Origin of the sequence: Paenibacillus sp. 2KB_22 (assembly GCF_052115745.1) — a bacterium.
Taxonomy (GTDB): Bacteria; Bacillota; Bacilli; order Paenibacillales; family Paenibacillaceae; genus Paenibacillus.
The window spans coordinates 2,122,622-2,138,977 of record NZ_JBFRHG010000001.1; the positions used below are offsets into that span (position 1 = coordinate 2,122,622).

Consider the following 16,356-nt stretch of genomic DNA (forward strand, 5'->3'; position numbering starts at 1 on the left):
ATTTCTGTCAAAGGAGGGTCCCATCCATGAGACATGTTACATCCGATCTGGAAAGGCTGTCGTTCCAGTCCATACGTCACCAGCTCATCATCGTTGATCACAATTGGATCATCCACAGTTGTAACCGTGCCTGGCAACAGGGACTCGGCCAACCATCACCTAACCCGGATGCGAATATTAATCATAAACACTACCTGCATCTGACGGAAGCCTGGGCAATACGAAGCAAGAACGCAAACATGGCACTTGTCGCACAGAATTTGAAAGAACGCGGAATACCCTTTAATCGAAATCATACATATGACATCTGCGTGTATACTGCATACAACGAAGAGAGGTGGTTTCGCGTGGATCTCACCCCTCTATCTCATACGAATTCAATTCTGGATACCGATCTCGCTTTGATTGCACACATGGATATTACCGAACAGAGGAAGACAGAACACCAATTAAAGAAGGCATTGTCTGAAGTGCGCACATTGCGTGGACTGTTGCCTATTTGCGCCGTCTGCAAACAAATCAAGGACGAAGAGGAACATTGGACCTCCGTTGAGAGTTATCTGGAGAAGCACACCCACGCCGAATTCACCCATGACATCTGCCCGGAATGCATCCGGCGGTTATATCCGAAATACTCGAATATCCTGGACAAGCGTTCCTGAACCTCTCTACTCAACACGCTAAATACAACTACACGGACAGATGGTGTTCAAACTGTGACATATCCAGTTCTTGCGGTGTCCCATGCAGGGTGATGGTTCCTTTGTCCATGATATAGATATAATCTGCGGCACTCTTTACAAAATCAATACTCTGCTCCACCAGCAGAACAGAGAGGTCTCCCTTTGCCTTGAGCTGCAAAATAACCTGCCGAATGTCCTCCACGATAGAAGGCTGGATGCCTTCTGTCGGCTCATCAAGTAGTAACAACCCCGGACGTGAAGCCAACGCCCGGGCGAATGCCAATTGTTGCTGCTGCCCACCACTCAGATCCCCGCCCTGCCGTCCATACATCGTAGCAAGCACTGGAAACATCGCCAGCACATCCTCTGGGAACGTTTTTACACCCGGCGCACTTGTCTCCAGGCCAAGCAACAGGTTTTCTTTCACCGTAAGCTGCGGGAAAATCTCCCGCCCCTGCGGTACATAACCGATTCCTGCCCTTGCGCGCTTAGCTGTGTCCAAGGTGGATAACTCCTGATGTTGCCACTGAATACTGCCCTTGCGTGTTTTGAGCAGCCCCATTAATGTTTTCATCAACGTGGTTTTACCTACACCGTTACGGCCCATCAGACACACCACCTGTCCAGGCTGTACGTCCAGATTCACACCACGAAGCACATTGCTCTCCCCATAGCCGGATTCAATTCGTTGCAGCGACAGCATGGTCATCCCTCCTTTTGCCCAGATACACTTCTGCCACTTTCGGGTCTGCCTGTACCTCCGCCATCGTACCTTCCTTCAGCAGTTTCCCTTCATGCATTACCGTTACCTTGGCTGCGAACTCTCGCACAAACTCCATATCATGCTCCACCACCACAACCGAGCGTTCACGCGCAATCTCTTGCAGGAGTCGCCCTGTCTTGTGGGTTTCTTCATCCGTCATTCCCGCGGCTGGTTCGTCCAGTAACAACACACGTGGCTCCTGTAGAAGCAACATGCCGATCTCCAGCCACTGCTTCTCCCCATGCGATAACGCTCCTGCACGAGTCTCAACGCGGTCTTGCAGACCAATCTGGAGGGTAACACGCTCCATGGCAGCACTCATTTTCCCATATCGACGAATACCGATGGCTTGCAAAGGGGAACGGCGAGTCTCCGCTGCCAGCGTCAGATTCTCCTGCACCGTCAGACCCGCGAAGATTGACGGCGCCTGGAATTTGCGTCCTACACCTTTGCGAACAATCTGGTGTTCCTTCAGTCGCGTCAAGTCCACGCCATCCGCCATCTTCACCGAGCCGGACAACGGTTTGGTTTTACCACAGATCACATCCAGCATCGTCGTTTTCCCTGCACCATTCGGTCCAATCAGAAAATGCAGATCATGCTTAAGCAGCTTCAGATTCATGCCTTTGACAGCAACGAACCCGCCAAAGGCCACCGTAATATCCTCAGCTACCAGGACCGCCGAATCCTTAGTAGACTTCAGGTTTTTCCCGAGTGACTTGGACATGCGCTCTCTCTCCTCTCCGCTTCAGCAAGCGAACGACATGACGATACACACCTACAATACCGTTTGGCATGAACAAAACTACCGTTACAAATAGCCCACCAATGACAAACAGCCAGCCTTCGGGGTAAGCCTCGCTTATACCTGTTTTGGCTGCATTCAGCACCACCGCTCCGATGACCGCTCCAATAAGCGTACCGCGACCACCCAACGCGACCCACAGGACCATCTCAATGGAGGGTACAATCCCCATCATGGATGGTGAGATAATACCAACTTGAAGAACAAACAACATGCCCGCGATGCCTGCAAGCGCACCGGAAAAAGCAAAAGCCAGCGTTTTATATCCTGCCGGATCATATCCGAGGAATCGCACCCGATTCTCTCCATCACGTGCAGCTTCGAGCACTTGGCCGAACCGACTGTTCACCATTCGACGACAGAGCACATAAGCGATCACTAGAACAGCAAGCGTTATATAGTAGAGAGCAATTGTTGTTCCTGCCGAATGAAGTGTAAAACCAAAGATTGAATTATACCCGGTAATGCCATTCGTTCCACCCGTCCATTCCTGTTTACCAACAAATAATGTCACCGTAATGAGAACCAAGGCTTGTGTAAGAATAGTAAAATATACACCAGTGATCCGGTTACGGAACGTAAACCATCCCAGGGCAAAAGCAAGCAATGCCGGAAGGGCTATCCCCAACAATAGCGCCACCGGGAAAGAACGAAACGGTTCCCAGAACCACGGCAGACCGCTGAGACCGCTCCACCCCATGAAGTCAGGAAGCGTTGATCCACTGGCCTGGAGCTTCAGATACATTGCCATCGCGTAACCACCCAGCCCAAAGAACACGCCGTGCCCTAAACTCAGCACACCCCCATATCCCCAGATCAGATCGAGACCAATGGCCAGGATCGCCAGCGCCAAAAACTTGGCTAACAGACTCAGACGAAACTCCGTGGAGATCAGTGGAGCAAGACACATCATGATGAGCACAACCGCCCAGATGATCCTCATTTTCAGACTGCCAGTCTTGAGTAATGCCGACATGAACTAACCCCCTTCTTCACGTTAATCGAGACTCCGTGTACGCATTGCGACCAAGCCACGTGGTTTCCATTGCAGAAAAGCAACGATACACACAAATACCAGCACCTTGCCAATGGAGGCAGAGGTATACGTTTCGAACAGCGTGTTGAACATACCAATTCCCAGTGCACCACACACAGTTCCAACCAATTTCCCTACGCCGCCCAGAACAACGACCATGAATGCATCCACAATATAATACGTGCCAAGGGAAGGGCCAATTGGACCAATGAGCGTTAATGCACAACCAGCAATTCCGGCGATGCCCGAACCAATGGCAAAGGTCATGCCATCCACCCGCCGAGTCGAAATTCCAAGGCACCCTGCCATACTCCGATTCTGCATCACAGCCCTCATTCGTCTTCCGGATGATGTTCGATAGATATACAGATACATACACAGCAGCACAACCGCAACCAATGCGATAATGAAAATTCGCTTGTACGGAAATACAATGCCATCCGAGATCGCCAATCCTCCATTGAGCCAAGCCGGACTGGATACCCCCACATTCGGCGCTCCGAATATCGTACGGGCCAGTTGTTGCAGCATCATCCCTACGCCCCATGTCGCAAGCAGACTGTCAAGCGGCCTGCCATATAGATGCCTGATCAGCACCACTTCGAGCAACCAGCCAATCAGAGCAGCTACGATGAACGCAATCGGCAAAGCCACAACAAAGTAGGCACCAAACCACGCTGCTGGAGCATAGGACATGAACAGATTCTGTGTTACATATGTGGCGTACGCACCGATCATGATCAGTTCACCGTGAGCCATATTGATGACATTCATCAACCCAAACGTTACCGCCAGACCGAGTGCAATCAACAACAGAATTGAACTGATACTCAGACCATTGAACATCTGCAGGATAAACATATCCATCGCTATCCCCTCCTCCATACGTGAGTCTCGCTATGCACATGACTTCATCAGCCCCAGTCACATACACACATATAGTTATCGCATCAACGCTTTACCGCAATACGGTGAGAGGATGTGTTGTCACACCCTCGTTTCTGTTCGGGTTGCTTTGAAGCGAGTTACCTGTGTTTATTACGAGGTTTCTATGTTATTTGGCGCTAAGGGAAGCTCCCCATTCATACGTTTTCAGATAAGGGTCCGGCTTGACAGGTGTGCCAGAATTCCACAATTCCTTGAACTGCCCATCTTCTTGCACCTCACCGATCCGTACAGTTTTGTAGATATGCTGATTCTCTCCATCCACGGTTACCTTACCTTCCGGGGCATCAAACTCCAGACCCTTGGCAGCCGCCTTCACCTTCTCTACGTCAGTTGATCCTGCCTTTTCCACTGCTGCCTTCCACAGATATACCGCAACGTATCCCGCTTCAATCGGATCTGCTGTCACCCGATCAGCACCGTATTTTTCTTTATACTTGGCAACAAATGTTGCATTTTCAGGCGTATCCGTTGTCTGATAATAATTCCACGAAGCCAGATGCCCCTTCAATACGTCTGCGCCAATACCACGGATTTCTTCCTCCGCTACACTTACTGACAGGGTCGTCATCTGATCTGAGGAGATTCCGGCATCCTTCAATTGTTTGAAGAAGGCCACATTGCTATCTCCGTTCAGCGTATTGTATACAATATCCGGCTTCGCAGCCTTGATTTTGCTAATGATTGTACTGTAATCGGTATGTCCCAGCGGTGTGTATTCCTCACCCACCACTTCGCCGCCCTCAGCCGCGAGTTGCGCTTTGATGACCTGATTGGCCGTTTTTGGAAATACATAATCCGAACCGAGCAGATAAAACGTCTTGCCCCTGTTCTCCAGTAACCAGGTTACGGATGGAACGATCTGCTGATTGGTTGTTGCTCCTGTATAAAAAATATTTGGCGACGATTCCAATCCTTCATATTGCACCGGGTAAAACAATAGACCTTTGTTCTGTTCGAACACCGGGAGCATAGCCTTCCGACTTGCAGAGGTCCAACCGCCAAATACAGCAGCAACCTTATCTTGTTGCAGCAGCTTTCCAGCCTTCTCCGCAAAAGTGGGCCAATCCGAAGCGCCATCCTCAATTACCGGCTCGATCTGCTTACCCAAAACTCCACCCGCGGCGTTAATCTCTTCAATAGCAAGCATCTCGGCATCTTTAACAGATACCTCACTGATTGCCATCGTTCCGCTGAGGGAGTGAAGAATGCCCACTTTAATCGTATCACCGGATGCAGCCTGCTCTCCTGTACCACCCGAACCTGAGACTTCAGGTGGAGCTGTACCCTCCACACATCCTGTCATGACAATGACCGCACCCAGCAAAATACTCCATAACTTGACCGTCCTCTTCTTCAATAGCCTACACTCCCTTTTTTTAGTCTATTGCCGAACATTAAGGTCATTTACACCGGAAATGTTCGTTGATCCAAATTATGGAGCGTTACACTCATCATGTCAATATAGCTAACATAATTTTATTTTATGCCTACTCGTTTCATGCATGCTGCTAATAAGCTTTGAAGCTTATTGACAAAGGATTCACCCTGTGTGAGTATATTTAACATACAATATGTTCCACGAATATATCAGACTCTATAAGCGAAAGGTCGGATTACCTTGCACTGGACTGAGCAGGAAAAGGAAAAACTCCTGATTACCGTGGCCGCCAACCTCGCCCGTGAACGAAGAGCACGCGGACTCAAGTTAAATGTTCCCGAAGCCATCGCTTTATTGACCTCCGAACTCATGGAACGGGCACGGGATGGAATGAGTGTTGCCGATTTAATGAGACACGGAGGCACCATCCTGACACGCGAAGACTGTATGGATGGCGTTCCTGATATGATCCCTGAAGTACAGGTAGAAGCCACATTTCCTGACGGCACCAAACTCGTTACCGTACATGAACCTATACGCTGAGAAAGGCAGGAGAAGCTATGATTCCTGGTGAATATCGCTTGAAGCCAGATGACGATATCATCTGTCATCCGGATCGTCCAACCCTAAGCCTGATTGTCCTGAACCGCGGCGACCGTCCCGTCCAGGTCGGCTCTCACGTTCACTTCTATGAAGTTAATGCCGCGCTGGACTTCGATCGCACTTCAGCTTTTGGACACCGTCTGCATATTCCGGCAGGCACCGCCGTCCGTTTCGAACCTGGTGAAGAGAAACCCGTCGAACTAACGACCTTTGGCGGCAAACGCCAGATTCACGGGTTCAATGGATTAACGGAAGGCTCAGCGGATCAACAACCCGATCCACAGAAACTGGAGGCATTCCTGAAGACGTTCTCCCCTCCCATACAGGATGGAGGTGAGCCTTCATGAAACGAATGAGTCGCGAGCAATATGCTTCGATGTTCGGACCCACAACTGGGGATGCCGTAAGACTAGCAGATACCGAACTATGGGCAGAGATCGAACATGACTATGCTGTATACGGAGATGAGAGCAAGTTCGGGGGTGGCAAAGTCATCCGCGACGGGATGGGCCAGTCCACCTCCGCCCTGCGCAGTGACGGTACTCCTGATACCGTTATTACCAACGCCATCATCATTGATCATTGGGGCATTGTAAAAGCAGACATCGGTATTCGGGATGGTCATATCTGCGCCATTGGCAAATCAGGTAACCCGGATACAATGGATGGGGTTCACCCCGCGCTGGTCATCGGCGCTTCCACCGAAATCATTGCTGGTGAAGGCATGATTGTAACCGCTGGCGGAATTGATACCCATATTCATTTCATCTGTCCACAGCAGATTCAGACTGCATTATCCTCCGGGGTAACGACCATGATTGGCGGTGGAACAGGACCAGCAACAGGAACCAAAGCCACCACCTGCACACCAGGGGCCTGGCACATTCACCGAATGCTGGAGTCCGCAGAGGCTTTTCCCATGAACATCGGTTACCTCGGCAAAGGCAACAGCTCCAGCACCGCACCTTTAATCGAACAGATTGAAGCGGGTGTAATCGGTCTGAAGCTGCATGAGGATTGGGGAACTACCCCGAGCGCTATCGATGCCTGCCTGACTGCCGCCGATGAACATGATGTTCAAGTCGCTATCCATACCGATACACTGAACGAAACCGGATTTCTCGAAAACACCCTGGCCGCGATCAATGGCCGGACGATCCACACGTACCACACGGAAGGCGCTGGTGGCGGACATGCACCGGATATTATTCGGGCCGCTGGGGAGTCCTACGTCATCCCCTCATCCACCAACCCAACACGACCGTACACACGCAACACTGTAGAAGAACATCTGGATATGTTGATGGTGTGCCATCACCTGGACCCTTCCATTCCGGAAGATGTGGCATTTGCCGATTCGCGAATTCGTCCCGAAACGATTGCAGCCGAAGACATTTTGCATGATCTTGGGGTGTTCAGCATCATCAGTTCGGATTCACAAGCCATGGGCCGAGTGGGCGAAGTCATTATACGCACTTGGCAGACAGCCGACAAAATGAAAAAACAGCGCGGCAAACTTGAACTCAACCCAGATTCACCTTCCGATAACGATCGGATCAAGAGATATGTCGCCAAATACACCATCAATCCAGCGATCGCTCATGGAATCGGACACCTCGTCGGTTCGGTGGAAGTCGGCAAGCTGGCAGATCTAACCATATGGAAACCAGCCTACTTCGGTGTAAAACCCGAGATTGTCATCAAAGGCGGCATGATTACATTCGCCCAGATGGGTGATCCCAATGCATCCATCCCGACACCTCAGCCGGTTTTTGGCAGACCGATGTTCGGAGCCTATGGAAGCGCCATTGCCAACGGATCAATCACCTTTGTCTCCCAAGCCGCAGCAGATGCGGGAATCAAAGAGATATTAGGGCTGAAAAAGCGGGTTGAACCTGTTAAAGGCTGCCGCTCGGTAAGCAAAAAAGACATGATTCATAACGACGTCACCCCTATCATTGAAGTCGATCCCGAAACCTATGAGGTACGCGCCGACGGCGAGCTGCTCACCTGTGAACCCGCAGACGAGTTGCCTATGGCACAGCGCTACTGTATGTTTTGATCTGAATACGGTTAGCTGAGAAGGGGGCACTCATGATGAATAGCGGCACGAAGCTACTTCGTTACGTTCAACTGCTGGATTCAGCCCTGCCCATCGGTGGTTTCTCCCATTCCTTCGGTCTGGAAGCTTACACACATGACGGCACCGTGCGGAATACCGCGCAACTTGAACAGTTTATTCGCAGCCAGCTTCATTCCAGTCTAGTGCGAATAGACGGCCTTGCCATCAAAGGAGTCTATCAGGCAATACATCAGCAAGATGCCGCTCTACTTGCCCTGTATGACAAACGTGTCCACGCCCAGCGCTCCCCTCGGGAACTCAGGGAGAGCGGCCACAAAATGGGAAAGCGACTACTTAAACTCGCCCGTTCACTCTATCCATGGATGGACTTCACCCTGATAGATGAGGCCATACGGGAATACGGCGCGTATTGTGGCATCACGACCATTCACGGTTATATCAACTATCAATTGGAGATTGAATTGGATGAAGCCGTTACCGGGCACCTGTATACCTCAGTTAACGCTTATGTAAACAGCGCACTTCGCCTTCTGCCCATCGGTCAAACCGAGGCGCAAATGCTGATTCAGAAACTGCTTCATGACATTGAAGCGGAATGGACTCTCATCCGGGAGAATGACCCGGAGGACATGCACAGCTTTGGAATCGCCCAGGAAATCTACGCCATGCGGCACGAGATCTTACCCGCGCGGCTGTTTATGTCTTAACTACAACTTATATCTAACCTAGGAGGAATTGTTATGTGTGGAGGAGCTAATCATACGCATCATCCGGAGTGGGAACGTAAGGCATTTGATCGGAGTCGTCCGATGCGAATTGGCATTGGCGGACCGGTAGGTTCAGGCAAAACAGCCCTTGTCGAGAAGCTGTCCAAGGCACTGCGTACACGTTATAGCCTCGCTGTCATCACAAATGACATTTATACCAAGGAAGATGCCGAGATCTTGCTGCGTCAGAATGCATTGGCACCAGAACGTATTATCGGTGTAGAGACAGGCGGATGCCCGCACACGGCTATTCGTGAGGATGCTTCCATGAATTTCGAAGCGGTTGACGAGTTGATTGAACGTTTCCCAGACCTGCAACTGATCTTTATCGAGAGCGGTGGCGACAATCTCTCCGCTGCATTCAGTCCGGAACTCGCTGATGTGTTCATCTACATTATCGACGTTGCCCAAGGAGAGAAACTTCCTCGCAAAGGCGGTCCTGGCATTACGCGTTCAGATCTGCTGTTAATCAACAAAACCGACCTCGCCCCTTACGTCGGAGCAAGCCTGGAAGTTATGAAAAATGATACCGAGCGGGTACGCGAAGGCCGCCCTTATGTCATGTCCAATCTAATGAGCGGTGAAGGTGTATCCGAGATTGTCCACTGGCTTGAACATCAGTATATGGATGACGATGCTTCCGCTGCACATCTGCATTCACACAGCCATGAACATGGCACTCACTCACATTAATTCATCTTCTGTTCCCACCGGGACAGAGATGAATCGGAACGAAAGTACAGGTGAGCCCGTCACGCGCCGCAGCGAGCTTCGGGCCACCTTTGCCTTTCAAGGCGAGCGGACGGTTATGACCGATCGTTATTACAGCGCCCCTCTCCGGTTTAGCCGATCCTTTCGACCTCCCGGAGGCGGAACCGAATTATGTGTGTACACGTCAGACGTCTCTCCCGGAGTCCTTAACGGGGATCATTATCATTCCGAGTGGGAATTAGGTGAAGGCACGCATGTCATGCTGAGCAGTACATCAGCGACCAGGCTTCATCCTACACCTTCCCTTCCCTCATCCGTTAATCATCACTTTCGGTTGGGAAAAGGAGCCACACTGGAATACTTCCCGGAATGCGTCATTCCCTTCAAGGGAAGTTCTTCTTCACTCGCTGTAACCTTTGAGCTGGAAGAACAGGCCATTCTTGCCTATGCGGATATCTGGTCTGCCGGACGGATTCATCGGGGAGAAGCGTTCCAGTTCGAACGCTACCGCAGCTTGACGGAGATATGGCAAGGTGAGCAACTGGCTGTCTGGGATCGCTTCGGACTCGTACCGGAAACCGATGACCCCAAACACTCAGCGTCCCTCCTTCACTACACTCATACCGCTGCATTGTGGATAATCGCCCCGGGGCTTGGCACTGCGGAGTTGGAACAAGTCAGATCCGCGCTGCCACCCGATGGACGAATGCTCGCAGGTGCGAGCTTGCTGGCAACTGGGGGTATCGGTATTCGACTTCTTGGCATGGCCGCTTGGGAGCTTCAGGAACAGTGCCTTCAGATCTGGAACACACTTCGTCCCCAGCTGCTGGGCAAAGAAACTCTTGTCTTTCGCAAATAAGGACATGAAGCATAGTTAACACCAAAAAACCTCTGAACTTTTTCCGAGTGATTCGGATTAGTCCAGAGGTTTTTGTTCATTCAGTCTATGGATGCTGCTCATATCACTTACGCTTCGTTCTCATCAGAATTGTTCTCTGATTTGTTCTCAGGCTTATAACGATATTCGCCTGCATCCTTGCTTTCCTTGGATTTGCGGTAACGGGTGAACTCAATATATTCGCTGATAAAAGACTGTTCCACAGTCGATAATTCACTTTCTTGGCAATTCAATTGCCGCAAAACGTCAAAAAAATAATCCTCCCGTTTTTCCCGAACCATCGCTTCCTTCGATGGACGCCCAATCATGAGCCAGTCAAGGCTCACATCAAAAAACGAAGCAATCTCAATTAATTTATTCGTACTCGGAATAGACTTGCCACGTTTCCAGTCACCCAGATTGCCTGTGCTAATCTTCAGCTGTTGGCAGAAAGCCTTTTTGGTCATTCCTCGTTCGGCAATCAGGTGTTCAATTCGCTCATAGATCGACTGCATACAAGAACCGCCTTCCAACCGTAATAATCAACTCATCTGCTTAAATTATACCACATTATTCCTGAATGCTCAGCCTTTATATACCCGGAACAGGATAAGGTATATCGTATAACATAAAGATAGACTTCCACGAATGATCATGGAAGTCTATCTTATAACGTTGTTGCTGTGATGCGGTCGAGAGGACTCGAACCTCCACGGGTATACACCCACTACCCCCTCAAGATAGCGTGTCTGCCATTCCACCACGACCGCATATTCAATTGTAAAAATGGTGAGCCATGAAGGGCTCGAACCTTCGACACCCTGATTAAAAGTCAGGTGCTCTACCAACTGAGCTAATGGCTCTTGCTGTAAACTTCACCGGATGTGCCATGCTTCATTCTTGTCTATAAGAGCAATGACTTAGAGGATTTCTCATCGAAAATATAAATCTCATGAGGTGGTGAAGATATGACCCGTAGGGGATTCGAACCCCTGTTACCTCCGTGAAAGGGAGGTGTCTTAACCCCTTGACCAACGGGCCTTAATAACAAGTTGTCTTTCTTGGCGACAAGAATGAGTATACCACAGGACAATTTGAACTTGCAATACTTTTTTTAAAATTTATTTTTCAAGCCTTTTTCCTTTGTAAACTGCTTATCAGAGACCATTATAGCCGCCTCCACATGCACGCCAATGTCACCCCTGTACGGGAAAAATGTAAACCATCCATCAAAACACTTACAAAAACTTACGTTAACTTATAATATTGCAAATCACATTAAGAATACTTATAATTAAAGTATCATGATAAGTACGGTCATCCATACACTTGGAGGTGACATGTTTGTTTCAAGAAGAACGAATGCAGCTCATTGTTGAACATCTACACAAACACAATCGCATCTCAGCCGATGATATTGTCACTTTGTTTGATGTATCACGGGATACTGCTCGCAGGGATCTGATCAAGCTCGAGGAACAGGATGCCATCATTCGAACACGTGGCGGTGCAATTCTCCCCCCTCCTCCGCAAAAGTTCAGATCCTACAAAGACCGTTTACTCGATGTATCTGAGGAAAAAAGAGCCATCGGCAAACTCGCTGCCGCTATTGTAAGACAAGGCGAGATCATTATTCTGGATTCTTCCACGACCGTGCAGGCCTGTGCCGAGAATTTGAACGGCAAATCCTGTACTGTCATTACCAATTCGATTCATTCCGCTGATCTTCTCTCCAATCACACGGCTGTCCAGATTCGTTTGCTCGGTGGCAAAGTCGATAAGGAACAACGTTATGTCTACGGTACCTCTGTGATCGAGACCCTCTCCCACTATTATGTAGATAAAGCCTTTATCGGAATTGGCGGTATCACCATGGACGGCTTCAGCGCTTCCGAAGAGGAAGGCAAAATAAAACACCAAATGATGAAGGCTGCCAAGAAAGTCATTGTTCTTGCAGATCAATCCAAGTTTGATAGACGTTATGGTTATCGTTTTGCCGACTGGTCATTGGTAGATGTATTGATTACGGATCAATGGCCAACCAAAGAATGGCTTGTTTTTCTAGCCGAGCAACAGGTCGAGATTCTCATTCCTGAACCTACAGATGATAAGGAGTTGTAAATATATGAAATTATTTGCCACAGATTTAGATGGAACTTTGTTGAACAGAGATAGCCAGATTAGCCCGGAGAATGCCGCAGCCATCCAAAAGGCCCAGCAATCGGGTATGAAAGTTACCATTGCTACAGGGCGTGTCTATTCCGATGTTGTGACCATCAGCCGCGAAGGCAGAATCAAAACCCCAATTATCGGCTCCAACGGAGCGACGATTCATGATGCCGACGGTGAACGTCTATTCCATCTTCCACTTGAACGTGACACAGCAGCTTCCGTCATGCAGTGGCTGGAAGATCATGATGTCTATTATGAAGCTTCAACGCAACAAGGCATCTACGCCCCGCTTAGCAGCCATGAGACCTTGCTCGCCGAGATGGAACGTGTTCTTGGTTCGAACCCTGGTGAGGACATTGCACGCATGATTCGGGGCATTAAGAAACACTATGAAAAAAAAGACTACCACCGCGTAAACAGCCACCTCGAAATTCCGGCAGAAGCCTATATCTATAATATTATGGCCTTCTCCATGAATCCGGACAAAGTAAAAACAGGACGAGAATACTTCGCTTCCCGATCCGATGTCGCTATGGTTGTATCCTTTGAGCATAACTTCGAAATGCAGCACCCTGACGTTTCCAAAGGTAATGCCCTCACCAAACTGGCGGCTCACCTGAGCATCTCCATGGAAGATACAGTAGCGATCGGTGATAACTTCAACGATGTCTCCATGTTACAAATGGCAGGACTCGGCATCGCCATGGGAAATGGCGAACCCGAAATTCAGGCACTAGCCAAAGCCATAACGCTGACTAATGTGGAGCACGGTGTTGCCCATGCCATCGAGTGCCTGCTTGAAGGTAAGCCGGTGTCCCGTCCAGAAACGATTGTCGGAGAAGGTCAGTAATTGAACCCATACTGAATTAAACACTAAACCTGCATGGTCGCCTATTGAGCCATGCAGGTTTTCTTCATTTTAACTCAGCAGATCGAACGTGAGGCACGTCCTGTAACAAAATAATCAGTTGCTCGCCCCGATATGAACCCGGCAGTTGCAACGTGAACTCAAGCACAGTCTCTTCCACGGAGTCTGTGCTTGTTTGCTGTTCTGTCTTAAATCCGACGACCGAGATCTTCTCCTGTCCCAGCAGTGCCAGAACACGTTTCAGGGCCTCCCCCTCATTCTGCAGATGGATGGTTAACGTCTCTGTTCGGGCGGATACCAGCCAGCGTGTGGGCCTATGCAGTAACATCTGTGCCACGACAATAAGCAGTGTCACGCCTGCACCAGTCCAATACAGGCCTGAACCCACAGCAAGTCCCATGCCCGCTGTAGCCCATATGCCAGCCGCTGTGGTCAATCCCCTGACCGTGTGTCGCTGTGTGAAGATCATGCCTGCTCCAATGAACCCCACACCACTAACGACCTGTGCCGCAATCCTTGATGGATCAAGCGACAGATTGGCCCAGCCAGCCTGATCCTGGAATCCATACTTCGACACAATCATCATCAGGGCCGCACCGACAGCGACCACAAAATGAGTACGGATTCCCGCCTCTTTCATTCGATTCTTGCGCTCATATCCGATTAACACACCACATATTCCAGCTATGAGTACACGCATCAAATATTCCAATTCCATGCACATCACCTCTTTTACTATGTATATGCTTACATGTGTCTATCTTTACTATTACCCAATCTTTCCATGACTACATAAGTTGAACTAAAGATTATTTACACTGGCACTACGATGACAGAACAACCTTCTAATCGCTGTTATCCCCAGATTTTTTCCATTCCCTTTCCTAAAGGGATAATCCGGTGATAGCGTATGCTTCCGATGTAGCTTTCTTCCAGAAAGCTTATAGGCGAGTGTATGCTTTCGAAGTAGATTTCTTACAGAAAGCTTTTAGCTTCGCTTTTTCAGGTTTTTTCTGTCCTATCCGTTATCGTGTAAATGATTAATTCATCTTATATAATAAAAAGCCTCCACTCAGGTCATTTCTCTGCCCGAAAATTGCCCCCTTGTCTCTCTCCCAATCCGTAATAATGTCTGAAATTATATATCAGAGGATGCCATTCTTCTGGATTAACCTTGTTTGGTCCAGATATCAGTCGTGTGTGCGCGTGCACCTTCAACGCTTTCACTTCCACAATCGCCATGAACGGTGTATGTTCGGGAATGCGTATGTGTTGTACAGCCGCTTCAATCTGGAGCGGACATTCGACTATTTTATCTGGAGCCACCTGAACCGAGCATTCGGATGTCAGTCCAGCCACAGTGAATTTATCATGACAATATTCATAGCCCATCTGCCTTTTCTCCTCAGGAACCGGGTTGACTCCCGTATAACGTCCTAATGCCTCAACCTGTCTCCACATGGTCGCATCTGGTAAATTAATCACACACTCCGGATGTCGACTCAGATTCTCATAGGCTTTACCCTGTGTACCTAGACCGAGAACGAGACAGTCCCCCAGCGCCCAAGACGAGGACAGTGGAGACAAGTTGGTTGACCCATCCTCATTTAATGTACTTAGCAGCAATACAGGCGTACCATAATATAAAATACTGGGATTAATCGTTTCATGTCGTACCACTGCGGAAATTTTGTTCAACTGCTCAGTGGCAGCGTCCGTTTTCATTATCTTGTTCATCTTGTACCTCTCCTGTTCCAATCCATTCGTTTATAAGCTCCATCTGACCCGTATGGGACGATACAACAGAATTGTAATACAGTAATAGTTCAGATATGATCGAAGTATGAATGTATATCCGAATATTACTGTTATTGCGTCGTTAATCGCTGATCCAAGTCGCTCCATTTTTCTGTCATCCTTACTGGATGGCCGGGCGTTGCCCGCAGGTGAGCTTGCTCATATGGCAAGTGTCACTCCCCAGACGGCAAGCAGCCATCTAGCTAAACTCGTAGAGGGAGGATTACTTGAAGTTGAACAGCAAGGCCGTCACCGATACTACCGTCTTGCAAACAAGGAAATTGCTAATCTGATTGAAACCATGGCCAGTATTGCCCCGCCTGTACAGATCCGCTCTCTCAAACAATCCGATCAGCTTCAACAACTGAGTTATGCACGGACCTGTTATGGTCATCTGGCCGGGAAATTGGGAATCTCGCTCTGTGAAGCCTTAATACAGAAGGGTTATCTTGCAGAGCCCGAAGAAACACTCAGCAAGGATTATCAAGTTACAGAGAAAGGAACGCAGTGGTTCACCTCGTTCGGTATTGAACTTCAAGTGAAGCCGGGATCACGCCGGGCCTTCGCTCGTAAATGTCTGGATTGGAGTGAACGCCGTCATCATCTCTCAGGCATGCTTGGGGAACAACTCAGACATCGATTATCGGAACTGGACTGGATTCGTCAAAAAACAGGAAGCCGCTCTGTCGAAGTAACAGAAGCAGGCAAGAAAGGTTTATACGAGGTTCTGGATATTTCATTCTAGATTCGTGTAATTGAGAGATGACCAAAGAGGAGAACGCAAAAAATCCCCTTCACAGTGACCGTTAACCAGTCAAATGTGAAGGGGATTTTGGGTTGAATCAGAACGGAGAGAGAGGGATAC

General features: G+C 49.1%; 18 protein-coding genes and 3 tRNA genes. 10 read left to right on the plus strand and 11 right to left on the minus strand.

The genetic code is table 11. The annotated features are described in order from the left end of the window. Window positions 1-26 precede the first annotated feature (26 nt). The gene (locus AB4111_RS09420; protein ID WP_442031313.1) at window positions 27-662 is read left to right on the plus strand and encodes a hypothetical protein; all 636 of its coding nucleotides are present in this window, start codon (window positions 27-29) and stop codon (window positions 660-662) included. A gap of 28 nt (window positions 663-690) precedes the next feature. On the opposite strand, the gene urtE is transcribed toward AB4111_RS09420, so the two are convergent. The 5 genes from urtE to urtA all read right to left on the minus strand — a co-directional run bounded on the left by urtE (window position 691) and on the right by urtA (window position 5,538). Next, the gene (urtE, locus tag AB4111_RS09425) at window positions 691-1,386 is read right to left on the minus strand and encodes an urea ABC transporter ATP-binding subunit UrtE (protein ID WP_442031314.1); all 696 of its coding nucleotides are present in this window, start codon (window positions 1,384-1,386) and stop codon (window positions 691-693) included. Continuing rightward, window positions 1,364-2,173, minus strand: coding sequence for an urea ABC transporter ATP-binding protein UrtD (gene urtD, locus AB4111_RS09430; RefSeq protein WP_442031315.1), 810 nt, complete (start codon window positions 2,171-2,173; stop codon window positions 1,364-1,366). The genes urtE and urtD overlap by 23 nt, the downstream gene beginning before the upstream one ends. Further along, window positions 2,136-3,227 carry an urea ABC transporter permease subunit UrtC gene (gene urtC / locus AB4111_RS09435; RefSeq protein WP_442031316.1) on the minus strand — a complete coding sequence of 364 codons (1,092 nt, stop codon included), beginning with the start codon at window positions 3,225-3,227 and terminating at the stop codon, window positions 2,136-2,138. The genes urtD and urtC overlap by 38 nt, the downstream gene beginning before the upstream one ends. Window positions 3,228-3,248: 21 nt before the next feature. Beyond that, on the minus strand, window positions 3,249-4,154 hold the full coding sequence (urtB, locus tag AB4111_RS09440) for an urea ABC transporter permease subunit UrtB (protein ID WP_036610830.1): 906 nt from the start codon (window positions 4,152-4,154) through the stop codon (window positions 3,249-3,251). A gap of 187 nt (window positions 4,155-4,341) precedes the next feature. After that, a complete protein-coding gene (gene urtA / locus AB4111_RS09445) occupies window positions 4,342-5,538 on the minus strand; it encodes an urea ABC transporter substrate-binding protein (protein ID WP_442031614.1) in 1,197 nt (398 codons plus the stop codon). A gap of 315 nt (window positions 5,539-5,853) precedes the next feature. Here urtA and AB4111_RS09450 point away from each other — a divergent pair, with 315 nt between their 5' ends. Genes AB4111_RS09450 through AB4111_RS09475 form a run of 6 tightly spaced genes read left to right on the plus strand, consistent with a single transcriptional unit; the run spans window position 5,854 to window position 10,636 of the window. Next, window positions 5,854-6,156: an urease subunit gamma gene (locus tag AB4111_RS09450; RefSeq protein WP_253431836.1), complete on the plus strand. Its 303-nt coding sequence runs from the start codon at window positions 5,854-5,856 to the stop codon at window positions 6,154-6,156. A 17-nt stretch (window positions 6,157-6,173) separates the two neighbouring features. Then, window positions 6,174-6,563, plus strand: coding sequence for an urease subunit beta (locus AB4111_RS09455; protein ID WP_442031317.1), 390 nt, complete (start codon window positions 6,174-6,176; stop codon window positions 6,561-6,563). Next, a complete protein-coding gene (gene ureC, locus AB4111_RS09460; protein ID WP_442031318.1) occupies window positions 6,560-8,278 on the plus strand; it encodes an urease subunit alpha in 1,719 nt (572 codons plus the stop codon). Before AB4111_RS09455 ends, ureC begins: the two co-directional genes overlap by 4 nt. A gap of 32 nt (window positions 8,279-8,310) precedes the next feature. After that, a complete protein-coding gene (locus tag AB4111_RS09465) occupies window positions 8,311-9,006 on the plus strand; it encodes an urease accessory protein UreF (RefSeq protein WP_442031319.1) in 696 nt (231 codons plus the stop codon). 33 nt (window positions 9,007-9,039) lie between these two features. Beyond that, window positions 9,040-9,759: an urease accessory protein UreG gene (gene ureG / locus AB4111_RS09470; protein ID WP_017690021.1), complete on the plus strand. Its 720-nt coding sequence runs from the start codon at window positions 9,040-9,042 to the stop codon at window positions 9,757-9,759. After that, window positions 9,665-10,636 carry an urease accessory protein UreD gene (locus tag AB4111_RS09475; RefSeq protein ID WP_442031320.1) on the plus strand — a complete coding sequence of 324 codons (972 nt, stop codon included), beginning with the start codon at window positions 9,665-9,667 and terminating at the stop codon, window positions 10,634-10,636. The genes ureG and AB4111_RS09475 overlap by 95 nt, the downstream gene beginning before the upstream one ends. Window positions 10,637-10,743: 107 nt before the next feature. On the opposite strand, the gene AB4111_RS09480 is transcribed toward AB4111_RS09475, so the two are convergent. The 4 genes from AB4111_RS09480 to AB4111_RS09495 all read right to left on the minus strand — a co-directional run bounded on the left by AB4111_RS09480 (window position 10,744) and on the right by AB4111_RS09495 (window position 11,695). Continuing rightward, window positions 10,744-11,169: a helix-turn-helix domain-containing protein gene (locus tag AB4111_RS09480; RefSeq protein ID WP_442031321.1), complete on the minus strand. Its 426-nt coding sequence runs from the start codon at window positions 11,167-11,169 to the stop codon at window positions 10,744-10,746. Between the two features lie 172 nt (window positions 11,170-11,341). Beyond that, a tRNA-Leu gene (locus AB4111_RS09485) sits at window positions 11,342-11,424 on the minus strand. Window positions 11,425-11,441: 17 nt separating this feature from the next. Then, window positions 11,442-11,517, minus strand: a tRNA-Lys gene (locus tag AB4111_RS09490). A gap of 106 nt (window positions 11,518-11,623) precedes the next feature. Beyond that, a tRNA-Glu gene (locus tag AB4111_RS09495) sits at window positions 11,624-11,695 on the minus strand. Window positions 11,696-11,998: 303 nt separating this feature from the next. On the opposite strand from AB4111_RS09495, the gene AB4111_RS09500 reads away from it, so the two are divergent. Both AB4111_RS09500 and AB4111_RS09505 read left to right on the plus strand, forming a co-directional pair. Further along, complete coding sequence (locus AB4111_RS09500) at window positions 11,999-12,775, plus strand: DeoR/GlpR family DNA-binding transcription regulator (protein WP_442031322.1); 777 nt, start codon at window positions 11,999-12,001, stop codon at window positions 12,773-12,775. Between the two features lie 4 nt (window positions 12,776-12,779). Beyond that, complete coding sequence (locus tag AB4111_RS09505; RefSeq protein ID WP_442031323.1) at window positions 12,780-13,676, plus strand: Cof-type HAD-IIB family hydrolase; 897 nt, start codon at window positions 12,780-12,782, stop codon at window positions 13,674-13,676. Window positions 13,677-13,740: 64 nt separating this feature from the next. Here AB4111_RS09505 and AB4111_RS09510 read toward each other — a convergent pair whose 3' ends face one another. Continuing rightward, complete coding sequence (locus tag AB4111_RS09510) at window positions 13,741-14,412, minus strand: MgtC/SapB family protein (RefSeq protein WP_442031324.1); 672 nt, start codon at window positions 14,410-14,412, stop codon at window positions 13,741-13,743. Window positions 14,413-14,771: 359 nt separating this feature from the next. Beyond that, entirely contained in the window at window positions 14,772-15,431 is a 660-nt protein-coding gene (locus AB4111_RS09515; RefSeq protein WP_442031325.1) for a flavin reductase family protein, read from the minus strand. Window positions 15,432-15,537: 106 nt separating this feature from the next. Here AB4111_RS09515 and AB4111_RS09520 point away from each other — a divergent pair, with 106 nt between their 5' ends. Then, window positions 15,538-16,236 carry an ArsR/SmtB family transcription factor gene (locus AB4111_RS09520; RefSeq protein WP_442031326.1) on the plus strand — a complete coding sequence of 233 codons (699 nt, stop codon included), beginning with the start codon at window positions 15,538-15,540 and terminating at the stop codon, window positions 16,234-16,236. Window positions 16,237-16,356: the final 120 nt, after the last annotated feature.

Bases quoted from the DNA above. Each gene is read 5' to 3' on its own strand.
- AB4111_RS09420 (WP_442031313.1), top strand. From the start codon at position 27: ATGAGACATGTTACATCCGATCTGGAAAGGCTGTCGTTCCAGTCCATA.
- urtE (WP_442031314.1), bottom strand. From the start codon at position 1,386: ATGCTGTCGCTGCAACGAATTGAATCCGGCTATGGGGAGAGCAATGTG.
- urtD (WP_442031315.1), bottom strand. From the start codon at position 2,173: ATGTCCAAGTCACTCGGGAAAAACCTGAAGTCTACTAAGGATTCGGCG.
- urtC (WP_442031316.1), bottom strand. From the start codon at position 3,227: ATGTCGGCATTACTCAAGACTGGCAGTCTGAAAATGAGGATCATCTGG.
- urtB (WP_036610830.1), bottom strand. From the start codon at position 4,154: ATGGATATGTTTATCCTGCAGATGTTCAATGGTCTGAGTATCAGTTCA.
- urtA (WP_442031614.1), bottom strand. From the start codon at position 5,538: ATGACAGGATGTGTGGAGGGTACAGCTCCACCTGAAGTCTCAGGTTCG.
- AB4111_RS09455 (WP_442031317.1), top strand. From the start codon at position 6,174: ATGATTCCTGGTGAATATCGCTTGAAGCCAGATGACGATATCATCTGT.
- ureC (WP_442031318.1), top strand. From the start codon at position 6,560: ATGAAACGAATGAGTCGCGAGCAATATGCTTCGATGTTCGGACCCACA.
- AB4111_RS09465 (WP_442031319.1), top strand. From the start codon at position 8,311: ATGATGAATAGCGGCACGAAGCTACTTCGTTACGTTCAACTGCTGGAT.
- ureG (WP_017690021.1), top strand. From the start codon at position 9,040: ATGTGTGGAGGAGCTAATCATACGCATCATCCGGAGTGGGAACGTAAG.
- AB4111_RS09480 (WP_442031321.1), bottom strand. From the start codon at position 11,169: ATGCAGTCGATCTATGAGCGAATTGAACACCTGATTGCCGAACGAGGA.
- AB4111_RS09505 (WP_442031323.1), top strand. From the start codon at position 12,780: ATGAAATTATTTGCCACAGATTTAGATGGAACTTTGTTGAACAGAGAT.
- AB4111_RS09510 (WP_442031324.1), bottom strand. From the start codon at position 14,412: ATGGAATTGGAATATTTGATGCGTGTACTCATAGCTGGAATATGTGGT.
- AB4111_RS09515 (WP_442031325.1), bottom strand. From the start codon at position 15,431: ATGAACAAGATAATGAAAACGGACGCTGCCACTGAGCAGTTGAACAAA.
- AB4111_RS09520 (WP_442031326.1), top strand. From the start codon at position 15,538: ATGAATGTATATCCGAATATTACTGTTATTGCGTCGTTAATCGCTGAT.